Source organism: Myxococcales bacterium (assembly GCA_016712525.1).
Classification (GTDB): domain Bacteria; phylum Myxococcota_A; class Polyangia; order Polyangiales; family Polyangiaceae; genus JAAFHV01.
Genome location: JADJQX010000007.1, coordinates 1,856,333 through 1,877,221, shown reverse-complemented (window position 1 = coordinate 1,877,221; position 20,889 = coordinate 1,856,333). Strand labels below are relative to the sequence as shown.

Sequence of the window (20,889 nt, the reverse complement as noted above, 5' to 3'; positions counted from 1 at the left end):
CGCCCCTTCCTTAATCACGGTCGGGGTTCGCGCGAAAGACGGAACGGGTACTATCCGGGCGATGCCGAAGCCGACCCTGCCCGCGAAGCCCGTTGCTGCTCTCTTGAAGATCGCCCCGTTCGCCTCGTTCGTCGTGCTCGGGCTCGGGTGCGGGCCGAAGGAGCCGCCGAAGGTGCCCGAGGTGGCGAAGCCGAAGCCGCTCGAGGTCGCGCCCGAGCCCCCCGTGGATCTCGCGGCGCTGCCCGAGCCGAAGAACGTCGTCGCCGTGGGTCGGGTCGCGCGCCCCGAAGAGGCCTCGAAGCTCTTCGCGACGTGGTCGGGCTTCCCGGTGCCGTCGGCGGGAGAGGCCGTGCGCGCCGCCCTCGGCGAAGAGCTCGGCGAGGTGCTCGATCTCCGCGGTCCGGTCGACATGGTCGCCTCGTTCGAGGGAGGAGTGAAGAACCCGGACGTGGCCTTCGTGGTCTCGGTGCCCGTCGTGTCTCTCGAGGACGCCCGCGAGCGCCTCAAGGCCCACACGCTCGTCCCGATCGGCAACGGCATGCTGCGCGTCGAGGGTCTCGCCGAGCCCACCAAGAAAAAGCGCCCTCGCCCCGAAGCGCCGGACGACACCGATGGCTCCCCGGATCCGTCGGACGACGACGTGCTCGAGAACAAGGCCAAAAAGAAGGTGTGTGTGCTCGGGCCTTCGGCGGGCTCGGTGCGCGCGCGGCTCGTGTGCGGCTCGGCCTCGGGCATCGAAGCGCTCGCGCCGTACGCGCTCCGAACCCTCTCGCGCGCCGCGGTCGAACCGAACGATCCGGACGTGCACCTCGAGGTGCGCTCGGCGCCCATGCGCTCGGCCGTCGAAGGCATGCGGCGCATGCTGCCCGCGCTCGTGGGCGGGTTCATGGACGCGAAGACCGGCGTCACGAGCGCCACCCGCGATCTCGTCGAGGCCGCGGTCGGGGACTTGGCCGACTTCGCCGTCGACTCCGACACGATGACCGCCGACATGACCGGTCGGCCCGAGGGTCTAACAGCCCGTTTTCGCTATGGTTTCCGCTCGAGGGAGGCCACGCTCACGAAGGTCGTCGTCCCTACGTCGGGGGGCGCGAGCCCACCGCCCGCCGCGCTCCTCGCGATGCCGGGCGACGTCGATGTCGGAGGGTGGTCGTCGGGCGTCGAAGCGGGCCTTTTGGATCGCCCGCACAAGCTCCTCGGGGCGTTCATGGAGGAGGCCTTGGAGGGCATGCTCCCTCCGCCGGAGCGGAGGCCGTTCGTGGATCTCGTGACGCTGCGGACCTTGCCCGTGATCGAGGCGGGGTGGTCGTTCGGGCACGGGGTCGACGCCGACGCTCTCGCGGCGCGCCTCGCGGCCAAGCGGGAAGCCGAGTCCGCCGGCAAGCCCGGTGTCGCCCGAGACAAGCTCGTGATGGAACGGAAGAAGGCGGTCGGGGAGCAGGTCGTGGGGTACACCCTCGTGCGCGTCGCGAAGCCGTACGGCGACATGAGCCAGCTCACCAAAGACTGGGTCTCGGCGATCTCGCGGCTCGCGCGCGCTGCCAAAAAGAAGGACGCCCCCGTCCTCAAGATCGCCCCGACCGCGCCCGCGCTCGGCCTCCCCGCGAAGACCACGCACGTCGAGCTGTCGGTGAAACGCAGCCCTCGCCTCGACGAAAAAGGGAAGCCCACGTTCACCCCATCGCCGGTCGTGTGCCACGTGTTCGTGACCCCCGGGGAAGGAGCCGACGCCGACGCGTCCTGGATCGGCGTGGGCTGCGATCCGAAGCTCGTCGCGCAGAGGCTCGGGGCCACGCGCAAAGGCACGGTCGACCCGCAGAGGCCGAGCCTCGGCGCCCGCCCCGAGTCCGAGAAGCTACGTGAGTCGAGGTCGCGGTCGGGCATGTTCGTGACCCCCCGCGCGCTCGCCCTCGGAAAGGTCGTCGACAGCCACGAAGGCGCCCTCGGCACGCTCGGCAAGGGAGCCTTCGCGACGGCCCTCGTCACGACGGCCATCGAGCCCGCATCGTCCACGTCCCCAGGGGGCGCCGCCGTGACCACCTTGGTCCTCCCGAAGGCGGCCATGGGCACCGCCACGAGCGTCCTCGTCCACTGACCGACACGGGTCGGTTGATGTCGCGAAGTTGCCCACATGTAGGATAGGCCTGTATCCGAGGAGGTGATGCACCTCCGGCGTCTCGCGCTCGCCTCTGCCGCGGCCCTGTCCCTCTTCGGGGCGGCCACCTCGTCTCACGCTGGCTCGGGCTGGCAGGAGTGGCACCAGACCGGCAACGACGTCTTCGTGACCGTCGACAAGGTGGGCTCGGCGCACGTCGAGCACCACGTGCGGTACCGCGTCGTCGCCGGCAAGATGCAGAGCTTCGACCTCACAGGCGTGGACCTCGCGGCCGCCATCGCTCCGGAGGTCTCGGTCGTGACCGAAGACGGCACCAAGCTCGGCGCGCACGCCGAGGGCATCTCGGCGAAGGCCGCGAAGGACGTCCCCGAGGTCGACCCGACGTCGCAGGTGGTCCGGGTCACCGTCGACGATCCGAAGGGGCTGAAGCGGGGAACGTACGCCTTCGTCGTGGCCTACGACGTCGACGGCTGGAAGACGAAGCACCTCTCGAAGGACGGCTCGATGGTGCGTGTCACCTTCAAACAGCCTCCGTCGCCCGAGGGACGGGACGGCGCGCGCGCCGTGTTTCGCTTGCCCCAGGGCCCGACCGAGCCGCGCATCGCCGTGAGCGACGACGGCTCCGGCGAAGGCGAGGGGACCGCGCTCGTCACGCTGCGCCGGAAGCCCGAGGGCGACGAGATCGAGCTCGTCCGCGCGCACGTCTCTCGGGGCGAGGTCGTCACCTGGGCCGTCCGCGCCGACGCCAAAGCGTTCGCCGGCGAGCCCTCGGCGAACCTCCCGCCTTCGGGAGCCTCGCGTTCGACGAGCACGATCCCCGATCGTCGACGCGCGGCGGGCCTCGTCCTCGTGGCGCTCGTGGTCGCGCTCGGTCTCGGCGCCCTCGCCGGTCGAAAGGCTCGCGCGTTCCGGGTCGAGGTCCTCCGGCTCGGCGCGACGCCTCGTCCGCTGCTTCCACTCCCCGGGTGGGCACGTCCGCCCGTCGTCGCCGTCTCGTTCGGCGCGGGGCTCGCCGTCGCCGCGCTCCACAGCCCGCTCGGAGGCGCATTCCTCCTGATCCTCTGCATGCTTACGCTGGTCGAGCTGCGGCCCACGCGAAAGGCGCTCCGCGTTCGTGGCCCCGGCGAGTGGCGCCCTCTCCCGCGCAAGATCGTCGACGCCACCCGCCGTGAGCGGCTCCTGCCCTGGCTCGACGCGACGCACCCCCGCGGGGCGCTCACCCTTGGTCTCCTCGTGCTCGCCTTCGCGCTCGCCGGCCGGGCCGCGGAGCGCCTCTACCCGGGCATCTCGGTGCTCGCGCCGCTCTCGACCGTCGCGCTCTTTCCCTTGTTCTTCTCGGGGCTCTCGGCGCAGCTCCCTTCGGCCACGCTCGGTCGCGCCCTCGACGTGCTCGGCCCGCTCGCGCGCCGCGTCGAGTCCACGAAGAAGCTCGTCACGCGCCTCTACGGACGCCTCCCGCAGGGAGAGGCCCGGTGGGACGAGGCGCGTCTCCGCACGCTCCCCCGAGACGCCGTGCCGGGCATCCGTTCTCTCGAGGTGGGTGTCGCCGAGCAGCGCACCTTGACCGGGTTCCTCCCGAGCCCCGAGGTCCTCGTGCGCGTCTTCGATGGGAGCTCCGCCCACCTCCGCCTCGAGTCGACGCGCGACGAGTCGCTCGCCCAGCGCGCGGCCCTGCCCGGGCGCGAGGCCGACGAGAAGGTGCTCCGCTTCACGGCTCCGAGCGGCGACGTGCGAGACGTCGAGGCCTTGCTCCTGACCCTCGTCGACGAGCTGAAAGAGCGCAGGACGGGCCGCACCCGCGCGAAGCGCCCGACGGGGCCCGAGCGCCGGGCCGCGCGGAAAAACGTGCGCGAAACGGCCGAGCCGCTCTCGGTCTGACGCTCGGTGCCCGGGTTTTCTGGGCCCACCCCGACCGATTCCCGGGTTTTTCCGAGCGAAGCCCACGTTCCCGCACGAAAACTTGTTCGCGAAACGCGACCGGCACAGTAGCTTACCGAACCGCACGCCATGCTCGAGAGCCCGAAGAGCCACCGCATTCCCACCCCCGCCCTGCCCGCCGAGACGGCCGGCTCGGACCAAGCCCTCGCCGTCTACGCGGAGGCCGCGCTCTCCGTGCGGGGGCGCCGAGGCCTCGTCATCGGTCCGGCCGATGGAGGAATGGCGGAGCGCCTGCTCGCGATGGGCGCGCGCTCGATCCACGTGTTCGACCCGGTCGCGTCGCGCGCCGAGGCCGTCGCGAGGGTGGCCACCGCGCGGGGGCTCGTCGTGCGTGCCCTCGACGAGCGCGCCCTCGACTTCCGAGACGAAGCCTTCGAGTTCGGCCTCGTGAACGAGCTCGCCGATGTCCCGAACGTGTCGTACGTGCTCACGCAGGTGCGGCGGATCCTCGACCGGTCGGGCGCCCTCTTGGTGCGTACGAAGCGCGGGCCGGGGGGCGTCGAGTACGCCGACCTCTTCGACCTGATTTCGCTCGAGTTTCCATATGTTGCGATGATCGGTGAGCTCCCGTTCGGGGGCGTCGCGTTCGCGGAGCTCGGGGGCGAGTCGCCCGAGGTGGCCGTCGACACGCAGCTCGCCGACGAGCCCGATCCGCGCGCGTTCCTGGCCCTCGGCTCCTACGAGCCGCGGCTCGTCGAGGGGTACGCCATCGTCCAGCTCCCGTCGGCGCTCGCCCTCGGGCCGTCACCCGACCTCGCCGAAGCGGAGGCGCGAGAGCTCGAGGACGCCGAGGCGTTCGCCCGCCTCACCGGGGAGATCTACGCGCTCCGGGAGCAGCTCGATCGCGAAGGCGAGAAGGGCATGCGCCTCGCGATGGACCTCGAGAAGGCCGAGCACGCCCTCGCCGCGGCGAAGCGCGCCGCCGAGTCCCGCGTCGCCGAGGCGATGCAGGCGAGCCAAGAGGCGTCCGTCGCGCTCCAGCAGCGCCTCGCAGCCGATCTCGACGAGAAAATGCAGGCGGCGCAGCAGGACCTCGCGGCCCGCCTCGCCGAGGCCGAGGCCCAGCTCCACACGCAGGACGCCCAGGTCGTTCGCCTCTCGCAGGACCTCATCGACGCAAAAAAGCGCCTCGAGGTGCCCACGGTCGACGCCAAGATCGCCGACGAGCTCACGGCGCGTGTCACCCAGGCGGAGCGCAGGTTCTCGGCCGTCGAAGCCGAGCTCGGGCAGCTCTCGGCGGAGCACGTCGCCGAGGTGTCGAGCCTCGAGGCCCAGCTCCTCGACCGCGCGCGCATGCTGAAAGCCCAAGACGCGGAGCTCGTACGTCGGGCGGCGATGATCGAGGACCTTCTCTCGGCGCTCGAAGAGGCTCACGCGGGGGCTGCCCTCCACTTGCCCGAGCGGCCCTCCCACGACGACGCGCGCCTCGTCGAGATGCGTCGGCGCCTCGACGATCTCGCCCTCGAGGTCGCCCGTCGCGAGGGGGAGCTCGAGGCGCGGGCCTGGCGCATCAAGGAGCTCGAGAACGAGCGCGATCTCTCGTCGGCCGAGGCCAAAAACGCCCGCGCGCGCGAGGACGAGCGTCGGGCCGAGCTCGAGCGTTTGACGTCGGAGCTCGAACGCGCCCGAAGCGAAGCCGAGGCCGCGAAGGCCGCGAAGCCGGAGCCCGAGCGGCGGTCGCAGCCCGCCCTCCCCGAGACATCGAAGCTCGAAGAGGAGCTTTTTGCGCTGCGGCAGGCGCTCGTCCAAGAGCACGATGCCCGGCGCGAGGTGATGGAGACCCTCCGCCGCAAGGAAGAGCGCATCCTCGAGCTCGAGAACGACCGCCGCCCTTGAGCGGGTCTACTTCTCGCCATCGTGGTTGACACCCCGGGCGAGGGCTTTATCTTGCGCGAAATAATCGGAAAGCCTCAGGCTTCCGCCCTACCGCGGCGTGCGGGGCAAAGGCCCCCTCGTCGGCTCGCTGCGAGCCCCCATGTCCGAGAAGCGTGACTACTACGAAGTGCTCGGCTGCGCGAAAGGCGCCAGCGCCGACGAGCTGCGCAAGGCCTACCGAAAAGAGGCCATGAAGCACCACCCCGACCGGAACCCGGGAAACCCCGAGGCCGAGGCTCGCTTCAAAGAAGTGAACGAGGCCTACCAGGTCCTCTCGGACGACCAAAAGCGTCAGGCCTACGACCAGTTCGGCCACGCGGGGCTCGAGGGCGGCGGGTACGACCCGGGCATGAGCGACATGTTCTCGCACATGCAGGATCTCTTCAGCGAGATGTTCTCCGGGGGAGGGTTCGGGTTCGGCGGCGGGCGAGGTCGCTCGCGGGGGCCGGCGCGCGGAGACGACCTTCGCGTCCAGCAGCGCATCACGCTCTCCGAGGCCGTCCACGGCTGCAAACGCGACGTCCAGCTCCGCACCCCGGCCTCCTGCGGAGACTGCGGCGGGAGCGGCGCCCGCGCGGGCACCAAACCCGACGTGTGCGGGCACTGCCGCGGCACGGGTCAGGTCTCGAACGCCCGCGGCTTCGTCATGTTCACGGCCCCGTGTCCGCGCTGCAACGGCGCGGGCCAACAGATCCGGAACCCGTGCGGGAGCTGCCGAGGCCGTGGGGTCGTCGAGCGCGCGCGAAAGGTGTGTGTGCAGTTCCCGGCAGGGATCGACGCGGGCCAACGGCTCCGTGTCCCCGGGCAGGGCATGCCTGGCCCTCCGAACGGCCAAGCGGGCGATCTCTACGTCGAGGTCGACGTCGAAGAAGATCCGAGGTTCGAGCGCGACGGCGCCGATCTCGTGACGAAGGTGCACGTGGGCCTCACCCAGGCAGCGCTCGGCGCGACGGTCGAGGTCGAGAACGTGGCCGAGCCGGGGGCCGAGGTGTCGCCGAAGGTCCCCCTCGAGGTGCCTCCGGGGACGCAGCCGGGCTCGGTTATCACCTTGAAAGGACACGGGATTCCTCGGCTCGACGGGCGCGGGCGCGGGTCGCTCGTGGTGGTCGTCCAGGTCGACGTTCCCACGGCCCTCTCCCCGCGCGCGAAGGAGCTGCTCGAGCAACTCGGCGCCGAGCTCTCGGCCGCGCCCGCGGCGCCCTGAGCGTCCGCGGATGGACCTCGAAGCTCTCAAGGCCAAGCTCTCGGCGACGCGAGCGGTCGACGTGCGCGGGAAGGTCCTCTCGGTGACGGGCCTCGCCGTGCGGTTCGCGCTTCCAGGGGCTCGAGTCGGTGACGTCGTGACGATCCGTCGGCGCGGTGAGCCGCTCGCGTGCGAGGTCGTGGGGTTCTCGCAGGGCGAGGCGGTGGGCATGCCGCTCGGTGCGCTCGAGGGGGTCGGCCCCGACGACGCGGTCGAGCCCCTCGCGTCGGGCTTCTTCGTGCCGGTTTCCGACGCGCTCTTGGGGCGTGTCCTCGACGGGCTCGGGCGCCCGATCGACGCTGGCCCGAGCCTCGAAGGGGGCCGCCCGGTGCCGACCACGCGGGCCGCGCCTCGTGCCCTCGAGCGCCGGCCCATTCGCGACGTGCTCCCGACCGGCGTGCGCGTCGTCGACGCGCTCCTCACGCTCGGCGAGGGCCAACGCATCGGGGTCTTCGCGGGGTCGGGCGTCGGAAAAACGTCCCTCCTGTCGGCCATGGCGCGGGGAACGCGGGCCGACGTGGTCGTCGTCGCGCTCGTCGGCGAGCGTGGGCGCGAGGTGCTCGAGCTCCTCGAGACGCTGGGAGACGAGGCTCGCAAGAAGACCATCGTCGTCGCCGCCACGAGCGACGTGCCGGCCCTCGAGCGCCTCCGTGCGGCCGAGGTCGCCACCGCGTACGCCGAGCATTTCCGCGACGAGGGCAAGCGCGTCTTGCTCGTGGTCGACTCGGTCACGCGGTACGCACGCGCCGCGCGCGAGGTCGGTCTCGCGGCCGGCGAGCCCCCGGCACGACGTGGTTATCCGCCGAGCGTGTTCGCACTTCTCCCGAAGCTCCTCGAGCGCGCGGGGCAGGGCTCCACGGGCAGCATCACCGGCGTCTACACCGTGCTCGTCGAGGGCGGCGACATGGAGGAGCCCGTCGCCGACGAGGTCCGTGGCATCCTCGACGGCCACATCGTGCTCGACCGACGGATCGCCGAGCGCGGCCGCTTCCCCGCGGTCGACGTGCCCGCGTCGCTCTCGCGGCTCCACGGCCAGCTCGTCTCGAAGGAGCACAAGCGCCTCGCCACCCGGCTCCGCACCCTCGTCGCCGTGTACGAGTCGAAGCGCGAGCTCGTGACGCTCGGAGCGTACACGCGCGGCGCCGACAAGACCCTCGACGACGCGCTCTCTCGTCTCTCCGCGATCGAGCGCCTCCTCGCGCAGGCGCCTCACGAGACGACCTCGTTCGAGGACACCCTCGAGCGCCTCGAGGACGTCGTCGGCTGAGCGACGCGCCTCCGCCCTCCGGTGGGCGTTGTGTGCTAAGCGCGGCCCGGTCATGACGGTGCTCCAGGTCGGGAACGTTCGGTTCGGCTACGCAGGAAAGACCCTCTTCGACGGGGTGACGTTCACGATCTCCGCGGGCGATCGCGCCGCCCTCGTGGCCCCCAACGGCGCAGGAAAGTCGACGCTCCTCCGCATCGTCGCCGGCGAGATCGAGCCCGACGCGGGTACGGCCATCGTGCGAAAGGGCGTCACGATGGGCTACTACCGTCAGTCGCACGAGGTCTCCGCCTCGGGCGACGTGCTCTCGGCGTTCCTCTCGGGCTACGCCGACGTGCTCGAGAAGCGCGAGGCGCTCCACGTAGCTCAGCTCGAAGCGGCGAGCGGGTCCCACGCGGCGCTCGAGGCGCTCTCGCGGGCCGAGGACGCCTACCACCTCGTACGGGGTGACGCGCTCGAACGAGAAGTGTCTATCCTCGCAGAAAAACTAGGTTTTTCGGGGAAGGATCTCGAGCGCCCGGTGGCCTCGCTCTCGGGCGGCGAGCGGGGCCGCCTCACGTTGGGCACCATCCTCGCAAAGAAGCCCGAGCTCCTCTTGCTCGACGAGCCGACGAACCACCTCGACCTCGACACGATCGCGTGGCTCGAGTCGTATCTGCTCGCGTACCGCGGCGCGCTCGTCGTCGTCTCGCACGATCGCGCCTTCCTCGACAACGTCTCGAACCAGACGCTTCGAGCTCGGCACGCGTGGCCTCCGCGTGTACCCGATGCGCTACTCCGCGTACGCCGAAGCCCGCAAGGACGACCTCGCCCGCGAGCAAGCCGTGCTCGAGCGGCAACAGGCCTTCATCGAGAAGACCGAGGACTTCATTCGCAAGAACATCGCCGGGCAGAAGACGAAGCAGGCCCAGAGCCGCCGGAAGATGCTCGACAAGCTCGAGCGCGTCTCGGGCCCGGAGGACGTGTGGAACGTGGCCGACCGCATCGCGTTCCGGTTCGCGCCCGCGGCTCGCTCGGGCGACATCGTGCTCGATGCGAAGGGCCTCGGGGCCTCGCGCGGCGGCAGGCCGCTCTTCTCGGACGTCTCCCTGCTCGTGCGGCGCGGCGAGCGCATCGGCGTGGTCGGTCCGAACGGGGCAGGGAAGTCGACCTTGCTCAAGTTGCTCGCCGGTCGTGGTGCACCCGACGATCGCGGCGAGGTGAAGCGCGGCACGAACCTCCAAGAGGGCTACTTCGACCAGCACCTCGGCGAGGTGGACACGTCGCTCACGGCGGTCGAGGAGGTGCGCCGCGTTCGGGGAGATTTCACGGTCGAGGCGGCCCGGCAGTACCTCGCGCGTTTTCGTTTCTGGGGCGACGATCCGCTGCGCAGCGTGGGCGGGTTCTCCGGCGGAGAGCGGTCCCGTCTCGCGCTCGCGAAGCTCCTGCTCGAGCCGAGGAACCTGCTCTTCCTCGACGAGCCCACGAACCACCTCGACATTCCGGCGGCGGAGATCCTCGAAGAGGCGCTCGCGGGCTTCGAGGGTACGGTCGTGCTCGTCTCCCACGATCGTCGCTTCCTCGAGAACGTCACGACCCGGATCGTCGCCGTGCGGGACGGCCACGTCGACGTGTTCCCAGGCACCTTCAAGGAGTACGCGACGCACACCGCCGCGCGCGCGCGGGCCGAAGAAGAGCCTCGCGAGGCTCCTTCCAAGAAGGCCGCGCCGCCGAAGAAGGTGGAGGCCCCCACGAAGGCCCCGACACCCGCCGAGAAAAACCCCGGTTTCGAGGCGCAGAAGCAGGCCTCGCGCGACCGCGAGAAGAAGAAGCGGCGCGTGAAGGAGCTCGAAGATCTCATCGCGGGAGGCGAAAAGAAGCTCGAGGAGCTCCGCGCCGTCCTCCGTGAGGACCCCGGCGGCGACTGGGCCAAGCTTGCGGAGCGGGCCAACGAGGAGCAAGCTTTGGCCCGACGGATCGAGCAGATGATGAACGAGTGGACCCGCCTCTCGGAGGGCGAAACATGAAGATGCGCATCGTGCGGAGCGTCGCGTTCGTCATCGCGGCGGCCCTCTCTGTCGGCTCGATCGGCTCGCTCCCCGCGTGCTCGAAGGGCGAGGCGAAGGCATCCCCCGAGCCCGCGGCGAAGCTCCCCATCGTCCGCGACGAGGCCGCGGGTCAGATCTTCACCTACATCGACGACAAGGGCGCCTTCTTGGTCGAGTCGACGCCGTCGAAGATCCCCGAGGCGAGCCGCGAGCACGTGCGCGTGATGGACGCGTCGACCGAGCCGCCCGACGGGCAGGTGTTCCTGGTCGATCTCCGCACGAAGCGCGCCGATGGCACGTACGCCGTGACGCTCGCGGCGCGCTCCGCGTTCGACGCCGTGGCCGAGGGGCGACGCCGTGCCCTCGCCGTCGCCGCGGCCCCCTCGGGCTCTCCTGGAGGGGGTGACAAGGTCGTCCCCGCGAAGGTCGCGGTCGTCGTCTACGGGGCTTCGTGGTGCGGCGCCTGCCAAAAGACCCGCGCCTACCTCAAACAGAAGAACGTCCCGTTCGTCGACAAGGACATCGACGAAGACTCGAGCGCCGCCCGCGAAATGCGCGCCAAGCTCGCGAAGGCGGGCCTGCGCTCCCAAGGCATCCCCGTCATCGACGTCGGGGGGAAGCTCATGGTCGGCTTCGATCCGGGCGCCATCGATCGCGCGCTCGCGGGCGGGTAGGCGCAGGCCGGGCCAAAGGGGCCGGCTCGTCGGCCGGTCAGCGCTTCTTGCCGCCTCGCGCGGTGCGCTTCACGGGCTCGCTCGCGTGGGGCGTTGTGCAGGCCGTGTCGGACGGCGCGGCGTCATGGCGATCACGCCAGCACGCGGACCCGAAGATGGCGTTCGGCCCGTCGGGGTCGGCCGCGAAGCGCGCGAGGAGATCCCGGTCGTCGCGCCCGAGCACCCTCGCGACGATCGTCGATTTCCCCTTGGTCTCCGTGGGTTTGCGCTCGTTCCAGATCACGTGGTAGCCGAACCCCGACACCTTGGGTTTGCCCTCGGTGAACGTGAACGCGAGGTCGGCGACGAGGCCCACGCGCGTCCACGCGTTCGCGGACACCTGCCGCCGATCCGACACGACGACGGGCTTCGGAGCGCGCCACGCGTACCCTTGGTTCGACACCAGGTTCCCGAGAGAAGGAAAGACAGGGACGACGCGACCGTCCCGCGTGCGCGCGGCCTTCGGCAACGAGGGCACGTGCGGGTGATGCATCACCACGGCGTCGGCGCCCGCGTCGGCGAGCCGCTCTCCCAGCGCGAAGACGCTCGGGGGCTGATCCTTGTATTCTTCACCGATATGGACGACGGCGATTACGGCATCGCAGCCATGGGTCTTCCCCTCGGCGATCGCCTTGGCGACGCGCGCCTCGGCCGTCGGGCTCTCGGGGGCGAAGGCGAGGCTCTTGTCGCACGCCATCGGATCGCCGTTGGTCAGCGTGCTCCACCCCACCGCGCATACGGTGTGCCCGCCGCGGGAGGCGATGGGCTCGGCCTTCCACGGATCCTCGCCGGCGCCGAAGTGACGCAGGCCCGCCTCCTTCGCCGACGCGAGGGTCGCGAAGAGCCCCTGGCGCCCGAGGTCGCACGCGTGGTTGTTCGCGAGGCCGATCGCCGAGACGTGGCTCGCCGAGAGCTCCTTCGCCCACGAGGCCGGCGCCGCGTAGAGGAGGTCGCTCCGTTTTCCGCCCGGCGCGTCTCCGGTCGACGACTCGTGGTTCACGAGCACCGCATCGGCCGCACCGAAGAGCGTGTCGAGCGGGCCGAGCGCGGCGCGCAGCGCACCTTCTTCGATGAGCACGGGCCGGTGCGCGATGACGTCGCCCGCGACGAGGACCCGGAGCGGGCCTTCGTTCGCGGTCGGCGCGGGAGCCTGGGGAGCGGCGGCTTGGGCAGGAGCGGGAGGCGCTTCGGTCACGAGCGTCGACGGAGGCCGGGCCGAGGGCTCCGTACGCTTCTCCGGCTCGTGCGAGCCCGCGCGCCCGCACCCGAAGGCGCCGAGGAGCACGACGAAGGGAAAGACGTTGCCCGAGCGCGTGGAGAGCATGCCGATGGCGTGGCACGGCCGCGGCGAGTTGGCCCACTTTCGTGCGGTCGTGCTTCATGAAGCGCTTCGCGAAGCGCGGGTTTCAGCTCACGAAGAGGCGCACCACACGTGGCCTCGAGAGGCAGAGCAGGCCGAGCCCCCCGAGGACGAGCCCCGCGATCGGTACCAGGAGGACCAGCGCGCACGCGAGCCTCGCCCGGGCGAGCCCCTCACCCTGCCAGATCCGCTGACCTAGGTGGGTCGAGGCATGCGCGAGCAGCATGGCGACGGTGGCCGCGAGCAGCCCCACGAGCGGAGCCCACCCACAAGGCTCGGTCGAGCCGCCGAGCCAGCGAACCAGACCCGAGGTGACCGACAGCGCCCCGAGCCAGACCCCCGAGACGAGCCAGAGCGCCCCCATCGCATGGAAGCCACCTCCGAGCCAACCGAGCATGGCGCCCGCGGCGGGATCACGAGGCGCCTCTTCTCGAGGGGGGCCGTGCTCGGCGGCCGGCGCGCGGTACGGGTGCATAGAGTGCCTTTAGACTGCCAGAGCACCCTTTCGCGTCAACGCGGCGCTCGGAATCTCGGTTCCGGGGCTCGCCCGTCCTTCACTTCAGCGGCGTCGGTCCGATTTGGCCTTGACTACACGCTCGTACATTTCGCGCTTGGGCCGACCGCTGGCGGCCGCGAGGATCTCCGAGAGGGCCTTCGGGTGCACACCTTCGTCGAGCCCTCGCGTGATGCGGGCGTCGATGGCCGCGTCGTCCATGGTGTGCTCGCGCTCGCCGGGATCGTGGGCGCCGAGCACGACGACGATCTCGCCTCGGTACTCGCGTGGGCTCGAGGCGAGCTCGGCCAGGGTGCCGCGCACGATCTCTTCGTGCAGCTTCGTGAGCTCCCGGCACACGGCGCACGCGCGCTCGGGGAAGAGGTCGGCGAGCTCCCGGAGCGTGTCCTGGATGCGATGGGGAGACTCGAAGAACACGACGGGCTCGGCCGTGTCGGCGATGCGCCGGAGGTCGTCGCGTCGACAGGCCCCGTCACGCGAGAGGAACCCCACGAATCGGAAGCCTCGGTCGTCGGAGAGGCCGCTGCCGACGAGCGCCGCGAGCACCGCGCTCGGGCCCGGCAGAGGGACCACTGTGAGGCCCCTCGCGACGGTCCGCGCGACGAGCACGCTCCCCGGATCGCTCACGGCTGGCGTGCCCGCGTCGGTCGCGAAGGCCACGTCGTGCCCCTCGGCGAGCAAATCCACGATGGCGTCGACGTCGCCCGCGGAGGCATGCGCGTCGACGCGGTGGAGGGATTTTCCCGAGATCCCGAGGTGCGTGAGGAGCTGCCGTGTGCGTCGCGTGTCCTCCGCGGCCACGTGCTCGACCCGCGCGAGCACCTCGCCGGCGCGGCGCGAGAGGTCGCCGAGGTTCCCTATGGGGGTCGCGACCACGTAGAGGGTGCCAGGGGTGTTCGCCATCAGTCGACGAGCGTGGCCTCGCCCATCTCGCTCTTCAGGTAGTCGCGGAGGCGCTGGAGGAGCCGCTGCTCGAGCTGCCGCACGCGCTCGCGGGAGATCTTGAAGTTGTCGCCGAGCTCTTGGAGCGTCTTCGGGTCGTCCGAGACGAGGCGCTGATCGAAGATGGCGAGATCCTTCTCTTTGCCCTCGAGCGTCTTTCGAAACTCTTTGAGCTTGTCCTTCAGCATCGACTGGATCTCTTCGTCGGCCATCATGGCCTCGGGCCCGATGCCCGCGCTCGGCATCATGTCGACCTTCGCGATCGAGCGGCCGTCGGCGTCCCCCACCGGGGCGTCGAGAGATTTTTCGTTCGAGCCGAGGCGCACGTCCATCTCGGCGACGTCGCTCTCGGGCACGTTCAAGCTCTTCGCGATCTCGGCGTGCGAGGGCTCGATGCCCATCGCCTCGAGCTCGGCGCGCTTCTTCCTCAAGTTGAAGAAGAGCTTGCGCTGCGCCTGCGTGGTGCCGAGCTTCACGAGGCGCCAGTTGTTCAAGATGAAGCGCAGGATGTACGCGCGGATCCACCACGCGGCGTACGACGAGAGCTTCACGCCGCGGTACGGATCGTAGCGCTTGACCGCCTGCATGAGGCCGATGTTGCCCTCCTGCACGAGGTCCATGATGTTCTTGTAGGCGCGGCGGTACTCGTAGGCGATCTTGACGACGAGGCGCAGGTTGGCCGTGACGAGGCGCGCCGCGATCGCCGGATCTTGGGTCTTCGTGAAGGCGACCGCGAGCTCTTGGGTCTGCTCGGGTGTGAGCAACGGGTGGCGCTGCACCTCGCGGAGGTACGCGGCCATCGGGTCGAGGCGCGCGAGCGACGTGGGCTCGGCCGAGACGGGCACCTCTTCGCGGAGCTCGGCGTCGGTCTCTTCGAACGCGTCCTCTTGTTCCTCTTCGGGGGCGAGCTCGGCCTCCACGACGTCCGTCGTGAGATCGCCCTCCTCGGCGGCCTCGCCCTCGTCCCCGTGGTCGTCGGAGGCGTCGCGGCCCTCGCCCTCGTCGAGCGACCCTTCCGTGGCGTGAAGGTCGGCGTCGCCCGAGGACCTCGGGGTCTCGGAGGTGGCTTTGGCGGCGCGGCCGCGCGGCTTTGCGGGGGTGTCGGTCTTCTTGCGGGGCACGCGTTCCTCTTGAGACCCGCTGTCTAGCACAAGTCCCGACGGGTTTTTCGGGCCGGCCCGGCGTGTTAGCTCGCTCGGAGCCACAGCGTCGCGGCGACACCCAGGAGCGACAGGCCCAACAGCAACGCGACGAGCACGTCGCGCGCATCGTCGGCGCCCGGGGAGAGGGGCCCTCGCTGAAGGAGCGGAGTGGTCATGCACCTGAACCTAGGAACGGCAACGCGATGCGTCAACCCGGTGCGTTATTGGTGTAGGATGGTTGCCTACATCGGGTGGCTCGGTCGTCGTCGCCAGGGCGCGCGATGCTGAGTAGCATCGCCGCATGCTCTACTCCCTCGTAGCGCGCCGCGACGACCGTCCGGCGATCGTCCGCGCGAACGGCGCCAAGGTCACCTATGCCGAGCTGCACGAGCGGTGCGGGCGCCTCGCGGACGAGCTCACTCGGCGTGGCGCGGGCCCGGGCAAGGCCGTCGGAGTGGCCGCCAAGGATCCCACGGAGTACCTCCTCTTGGCGCTCGCGGCGTGGCGCGCGGGTGCGATCGTCGTACCGCTCGACGCGCGCGCCGGAGACGCGCTGCCGCTCCAGGGGGCACGCCGCGTGGGGGTCACGACGCTCGCCGTCGGTGTCGACGAGACCGGGGCTCCACGGGAGCTCCCGACCGAAGTCCCAGCCCGCACCTTCGACCCGCGGCTCGGGCTCGTGCTCTTCACGTCGGGCTCGTCGGCTCAGCCGAAGGGCGTGCTCCTCCTCGCGTCGGGGATCGCGCACAACGTCGAGGCCATCAACGCCTACCTCCCCATCGCGCGCTTCTCGACGACGGGCATCGTGCTGCCCCTCTCGTACAGCTACGGCCTCGTCGGGCAGGCGCTCACGACGCTCGCGGTCGGCGGAACGCTGGTCATCCTGTCGGACGTCATGTACCCGGCGAAGCTCGTCGAGGCGATGGTCGAGCACGGCGTCGACGGCCTCTCGAGCGTGCCTCCGTCCCTCCGCCTCATCGCGAAGTCGGCCATCGCCGCGGCGCGCGCTCCCAAGCTCGGCTACGTCGCGTCCGCGGGCGCCTCGCAAGACGGACTCACGCGGGATCTCGTCAAACAAGCGTTCCCCGACGCGATCCGCTTCAACCAGTACGGCCTCACCGAGGCCTCCCCGCGTGTCACCGCCGTGTCCGACGCGGAGCCTGCGTACGCCGAGGGCTCCGCGGGCAGGGCCATCGCGGGCGTCGAGGTGTTCGCCGTCGACGAGGCCGGAAATCGCCTCGGCCCAGGGGCGCACGGTGAGATCGCGGTGCGTGGCCCCTCGGTCATGCTCGGCTACATGGACGACCCGGAGGCGACCGCCAAGGTGCTCTCCGACGGGACGCTCCGGAGCGGAGACGCCGGGTACGTCGACGAACGTGGGTTCGTATTCGTCGAAGGTCGAAAAGACGGTGTCGTGAAGTGTGGGGGAGAACGCGTTTCGGTCGAAGAAGTCGCGGCGTACATGCGCACCGCCGAGGGGGTGCGAGACGCGGCCGTCATCGCGGTCCCTCACGACGATCTCGGAAACGCGCTCTGGGCGTTCGTGGAGGCCGACGAGTCCGCGATTCCGGCCCTCCGCGCTCTGTCGCGCGAGAAGCTGCCGCCCGCGAAGCGCCCGCTCAAGTTCGTGACGCTGGCCGAGCTCCCGCGGACGTCGAACGGCAAGGTCGCGATCGGCGAGCTCAAGAAGCTCGCGAGGTGAGCTCCGTGGCCACGTGGGCTACCGTTCGAGCGTGAGCCCCACGGAGCGCGTCACTCTCGCCGTGTTGGTCGTCGCCGCGGCCCTCCCGGTGCTCGTCGCCGCGGCGCTCTCGCCGAGCGTCCGCGCGTTCTTTCGCGGGCGCGGCTCGATCCGTCAGACGCTGTCGAACGTCGGGGTCGGGCTCGTCTTCCTCGCGTCGCAGGTCGTGCTCCGTGGCGCGCTCGTCGGGGTCTTCGCCTTCGCGGCGCGGCTCGTCCCCTGGAAGCTCGACGATTCACCCTGGGCGTTCGTGCTCGCGTTCGTCGCGATCGATTTCGTCTACTACGTGCAGCATCGTGTGGAGCACGCCGTGCCCGTGCTCTGGGCCATCCACGCGGTGCACCACCAATCGCGCGACTATAACCTCTCCGTTTCTTTCCGCGTCGGCGCGCTCGCCTCCGTGGCGACCGCCTTTTTCCATGCGTCCCTCGCGCCGCTCGGCGTCTCCACGCGCCTCTACGCGGCCGTCTCTACCGCCCACGCCGTCCTCCTCTTCGGCCTCCACGCGCGCACGCTCTTTGCCCTCGGTCCGGGACGGGTCTTCAACGCCCCCGTCTTCCACCGCGTGCATCACGGCGCCGAGTCCGCCTACGTCGACAAGAACTTCGGGGGCGTCCTCCTCGTGTTCGATCGCCTCTTCGGGACGTTCGCGCCGTACACGGCAGAGCCGACCTTCGGGGTCGTCGGCGAGGAGTCCCCCGTGCTCCCCCTCGAGGCGAACGTCGCCCCGTGGCGGGCGCTCTTTCGGGTCGTCGGGCGCGAGCGTACGCTTCGTGGCAAAGTCCGCGCGTTGTTCGTCCGCGCGCGCGCGGCCGAGGGCGATTGACTCGGGGGGCATCTGCCGTATCTTCGAGGCCCGTATCGGCCTCATTCTGCTCGGAACCTTCCGTCCATGAAATCGCCTGCCGTCCCTCGGAGCGCGCCGCTCCGCCTCTCGGACGAGGACTTCGTCGCCACCCTCCCGCAGTCCCCCGCGCGGGCCCGAAAGTCCATCGAGGGGAGGCTCTTCTCGTGGGGCGCGCAGGTCGCTTCGCGCCTCTCGGAGCGGATCGGCGCGGTCGAGGTGCACGCCGTCCGCGACCCCGAAGGCGACGGCTCGGGGGTCGTGTTCGTGCGCGAGCGGTTCGCGCGGAAGACGCTCGAAGAGCTCGCCGAGGGGACCCGCACGCTCCGGCCACGGATGGGCGAGGCCCCGTACCTGCCGCACCTGCACGTCGCGCTCGTCGTGTACTTCGAGGCCATCGAGCTGCGCGTCGAGGTGTTCGCGCGTGCGTGGGTCGACCTCGAGAACCTGCGGGCCCGGCTCGCCGATCCGACGGCGCTGCTCGAGCTGACCTCGGCCTTGGAGCTCTTGCCCGAAGCGTTCGAGATCTCCGCGCCGGGGATGCCCGCCGTGCCTGCCCACCGCGCGACGGCCGAGGATCTCCGCGCGTTGTGCGAGCGGGCGAGGGTCGAGCAGTCGGCGTTTCGGATTCGCTTCCGCATCGCCAAGGCCGACGTGGTCTCGTTCAAGGACGACATCGGCGAGGCCCTCGAGGACGCCGTCACCGCCATTTCGTCGGTGGGAAAGCTCGTCGCTTGGGCCGACGACAACGACGTGCTCGGGCTCCTCGCGCGGTTCGAGGCCCGTCGCGAGCGCCACGCGAAGGACGAGCCCGAGGACGACACCTCTCCCGTTCCGAGCGAAAGGCCCGCGCGCCGGCCTCCACGCGACGACGAGCCCCGCACACGACGAGAGCGCCCCTCGCTCGTGCCGAAGGCCTCGGCCGCCGAGCCGGAGCGTGTCTACTCCGCGCCGCCGGCGCGCATCGAGAGGCGCATCCCTCGTCGCCCGCCGCGGATGCTCGACACGGATCCGACGGCGCCCGTCGAGCGAGGGGCCCGCGTGCACGTGCTCTCGGGCCCGTTCTCGGGGCGCGAAGGGCACGTGGTCGACCTGTCGGCGACGGGCGAGGCGAAGGTGTCGATGGGCCTCCTCGTGACGCGTGTGCCGGTGAGCGAGCTCGTCGTGTGCGCGCCGAAAGGGAAACGACGCACCACGCTCCCGTCCTCCCACCGGAAGCTCGGGCCTCGCTGAAATCGCCGTGTTTACGGATCCTTACGCGATCATCGTACGTTTTTTTCGAGCGCGCGACCTAGGCGTTGGCTAATAGCCGGGTACGTGTCCGACCCACCGGCCAACGCCATCGCCCCGACGAAATTCCCGCGCACCCTCCGCGGGCAGCTCGTGGGGAAGACCTCGGCCTATCTGGCCGGTGGGGCGATGCTCGCGATCTTCCAGCTCGCGATGAACCGGATCGACTGGCTGTCGAAGACGGCGATCGATCGCATCTTCGGCGAGGGCTCGTCGTTCCCGTGGGCGGCGTGCGTGACCATGTTCGGGCTCGCGGTGGTCGCCCTCGTCACGCGCATCTCGAGCCGGTACTACATCTTCAACGCCGGGAGGGACGTCGAGTACGAGCTCCGCGCCGAGCTGCTCGAGCACCTCCACACCCTCGGCGCCGCGTTCTACCGCAAGCTCTCGGCCGGCGAGATCATGAGCCGAAGCTCGGGGGATCTCCTCCAGGTGAGGCTCCTCTTCGGCTTCGGGATCTTGAACCTCGTCAACGTCGTCTTCGCGTTCGCGAGCGCCCTGCAGGTGATGATCAGCATCTCGGGCAAGCTCACCCTGGTCTCGTTCGTCATGCTCCCCGTGATCGTGCTCATGGGGCGGAGCGTGAGCCGCCAGCTCTACACCCGCACGAAGGCGAACCAAGACACGCTCGGTCGCCTCTCGGAGGTCCTGCAAAATAACCTAGCGGGCGTGCGCGTCGTGCGGAGCTTCGCGCTCGAGCGCCGTGAGGGCCGCCGATTCCACGAGGCGAACCAGGCGTATCTCGAGGCGAGCCTCGGCCTCGCGCGGCTGCGCGGCCTCATGGGGCCGTCCATCGGCGCCGCCGCGTCGCTCGGTCTGCTCGCGTTCTTCTGGTACGGGGCGAAGCTCCTCCTCGCCGGGGAGCTCTCGAAGGGATCCTTCTTCGCGTTCTGGCTCGCGTTCGGGCGCATGACCTGGCCCATGATCGCGGTCGGCTTCTCGGTGGCCATCATCCAGCGCGGCCGCGCGGGCTTCGCGCGCCTCGAGGAGATCTTCCGCGAGCGCCCCGAGATCGTCTCCGGCGAGGCGAAGCCCCCGTCGTCGCCCGAGGGGCGGCTCGACGTCCGAGGCCTCTCGTTCTCCTACGGCGAGGGGAAGACCCATGTCCTCGACGACGTCTCGTTCGCGCTCGAGGCCGGAAAATCGCTGGCGGTGATGGGCCGCACGGGGGCGGGCAAATCGACCCTCGCCATGCTCCTCGCGCGGCTCCTGCCGACGCCCGCCGGGGCCGTGTCGTTCGACGGGGTCGACGTGTGCGACCTCCCGCTCCCGTACCTCCGTCAGAGCGTCGGGTACGCCCAACAAGACGCGTTTTTGTTCTCGAGCACCGTGAGCGACAACATCGGCTTCTCCCTCCCCGAGACCGAGTCCGACGCGGCCCGTGACGCCATCGTGGCGGCGGCCCGCGACGCCGAGGTCCACAACGAGGCCACGGGCCTCCCGGACGGCTACGACACCGTGGTCGGCGAGCGCGGCGTGCAGCTCTCGGGCGGCCAGAAACAACGCATCGCCCTCGCGCGTGCCTTCGCCCGCACCCCGCGGATCCTCGTGCTCGACGACCCGCTCTCGGCCGTCGACGCGAAGACGGAGGCCGCGATCCTCGACACGATCTCGCGGCACGCCGAAAAATGCACCCTCGTGCTCGTCACGCATCGCGTGGCGGCGGCCGCCCGATGCGACCACGTCCTCGTGCTCGACGAGGGCCGCGTGCTCGAGCGTGGCACCCACGACGAGCTCGTCGCCGCGGGGGGCCTCTACGCGGCCTTCGCCGAGGAGCAGTCGGCCGAGCGGGCGCTCCTCGACATCGACCTCGACGAGCCTTCGGGCGGAGGTGCCTCGTGACCACGCGCGCACCGAAAAAGGCCATCGGTAAGCCGAGA

The 20,889-nt window shown here is 70.6% G+C and carries 14 protein-coding genes and 1 pseudogene; 11 read left to right on the top strand and 4 right to left on the bottom strand.

The window, feature by feature from the left end; all coding sequences use genetic code 11:
* Window positions 1–61: 61 nt before the first annotated feature.
* The 7 genes and pseudogenes from IPK71_25010 (at window position 62) to IPK71_24980 (ending at window position 11,137) form a co-directional block, all read left to right on the top strand.
* Complete coding sequence (locus tag IPK71_25010) at window positions 62–2,095, top strand: hypothetical protein (protein ID MBK8216998.1); 2,034 nt, start codon at window positions 62–64, stop codon at window positions 2,093–2,095.
* A gap of 66 nt (window positions 2,096–2,161) precedes the next feature.
* A complete protein-coding gene (locus IPK71_25005) occupies window positions 2,162–3,994 on the top strand; it encodes a hypothetical protein (protein MBK8216997.1) in 1,833 nt (610 codons plus the stop codon).
* 129 nt (window positions 3,995–4,123) lie between these two features.
* The gene (locus IPK71_25000; GenBank protein ID MBK8216996.1) at window positions 4,124–5,890 is read left to right on the top strand and encodes a hypothetical protein; all 1,767 of its coding nucleotides are present in this window, start codon (window positions 4,124–4,126) and stop codon (window positions 5,888–5,890) included.
* Window positions 5,891–6,029: 139 nt separating this feature from the next.
* Entirely contained in the window at window positions 6,030–7,133 is a 1,104-nt protein-coding gene (dnaJ, locus tag IPK71_24995) for a molecular chaperone DnaJ (protein MBK8216995.1), read from the top strand.
* 10 nt (window positions 7,134–7,143) lie between these two features.
* On the top strand, window positions 7,144–8,439 hold the full coding sequence (locus tag IPK71_24990; GenBank protein ID MBK8216994.1) for a FliI/YscN family ATPase: 1,296 nt from the start codon (window positions 7,144–7,146) through the stop codon (window positions 8,437–8,439).
* 52 nt (window positions 8,440–8,491) lie between these two features.
* Window positions 8,492–10,442, top strand: a pseudogene (locus IPK71_24985) (ABC-F family ATP-binding cassette domain-containing protein).
* Between the two features lie 245 nt (window positions 10,443–10,687).
* Entirely contained in the window at window positions 10,688–11,137 is a 450-nt protein-coding gene (locus tag IPK71_24980; protein ID MBK8216993.1) for an NrdH-redoxin, read from the top strand.
* Between the two features lie 37 nt (window positions 11,138–11,174).
* Here the strand turns inward: IPK71_24980 and IPK71_24975 are convergent, their stop codons facing one another.
* The 4 genes from IPK71_24975 to IPK71_24960 all read right to left on the bottom strand — a co-directional run bounded on the left by IPK71_24975 (window position 11,175) and on the right by IPK71_24960 (window position 15,197).
* Complete coding sequence (locus tag IPK71_24975; protein MBK8216992.1) at window positions 11,175–12,500, bottom strand: CapA family protein; 1,326 nt, start codon at window positions 12,498–12,500, stop codon at window positions 11,175–11,177.
* Between the two features lie 82 nt (window positions 12,501–12,582).
* Entirely contained in the window at window positions 12,583–13,011 is a 429-nt protein-coding gene (locus tag IPK71_24970) for a hypothetical protein (protein MBK8216991.1), read from the bottom strand.
* 84 nt (window positions 13,012–13,095) lie between these two features.
* Window positions 13,096–13,953 (bottom strand): 16S rRNA (cytidine(1402)-2'-O)-methyltransferase, encoded by an 858-nt coding sequence (gene rsmI, locus IPK71_24965; GenBank protein ID MBK8216990.1) that lies wholly within the window; start codon window positions 13,951–13,953, stop codon window positions 13,096–13,098.
* Window positions 13,953–15,197: an RNA polymerase factor sigma-32 gene (locus IPK71_24960; protein ID MBK8216989.1), complete on the bottom strand. Its 1,245-nt coding sequence runs from the start codon at window positions 15,195–15,197 to the stop codon at window positions 13,953–13,955. The genes rsmI and IPK71_24960 overlap by 1 nt, the downstream gene beginning before the upstream one ends.
* Window positions 15,198–15,435: 238 nt before the next feature.
* Between IPK71_24960 and IPK71_24955 the strand changes: the two genes are divergently transcribed.
* From IPK71_24955 to IPK71_24940, 4 genes are all read left to right on the top strand, one after another.
* The gene (locus IPK71_24955) at window positions 15,436–16,836 is read left to right on the top strand and encodes an acyl--CoA ligase (protein ID MBK8216988.1); all 1,401 of its coding nucleotides are present in this window, start codon (window positions 15,436–15,438) and stop codon (window positions 16,834–16,836) included.
* Window positions 16,837–16,867: 31 nt separating this feature from the next.
* Window positions 16,868–17,701: a sterol desaturase family protein gene (locus tag IPK71_24950; GenBank protein ID MBK8216987.1), complete on the top strand. Its 834-nt coding sequence runs from the start codon at window positions 16,868–16,870 to the stop codon at window positions 17,699–17,701.
* Window positions 17,702–17,767: 66 nt separating this feature from the next.
* Entirely contained in the window at window positions 17,768–18,952 is a 1,185-nt protein-coding gene (locus IPK71_24945) for a hypothetical protein (GenBank protein ID MBK8216986.1), read from the top strand.
* A gap of 84 nt (window positions 18,953–19,036) precedes the next feature.
* Complete coding sequence (locus tag IPK71_24940) at window positions 19,037–20,851, top strand: ABC transporter ATP-binding protein (protein MBK8216985.1); 1,815 nt, start codon at window positions 19,037–19,039, stop codon at window positions 20,849–20,851.
* Window positions 20,852–20,889 lie beyond the last annotated feature (38 nt).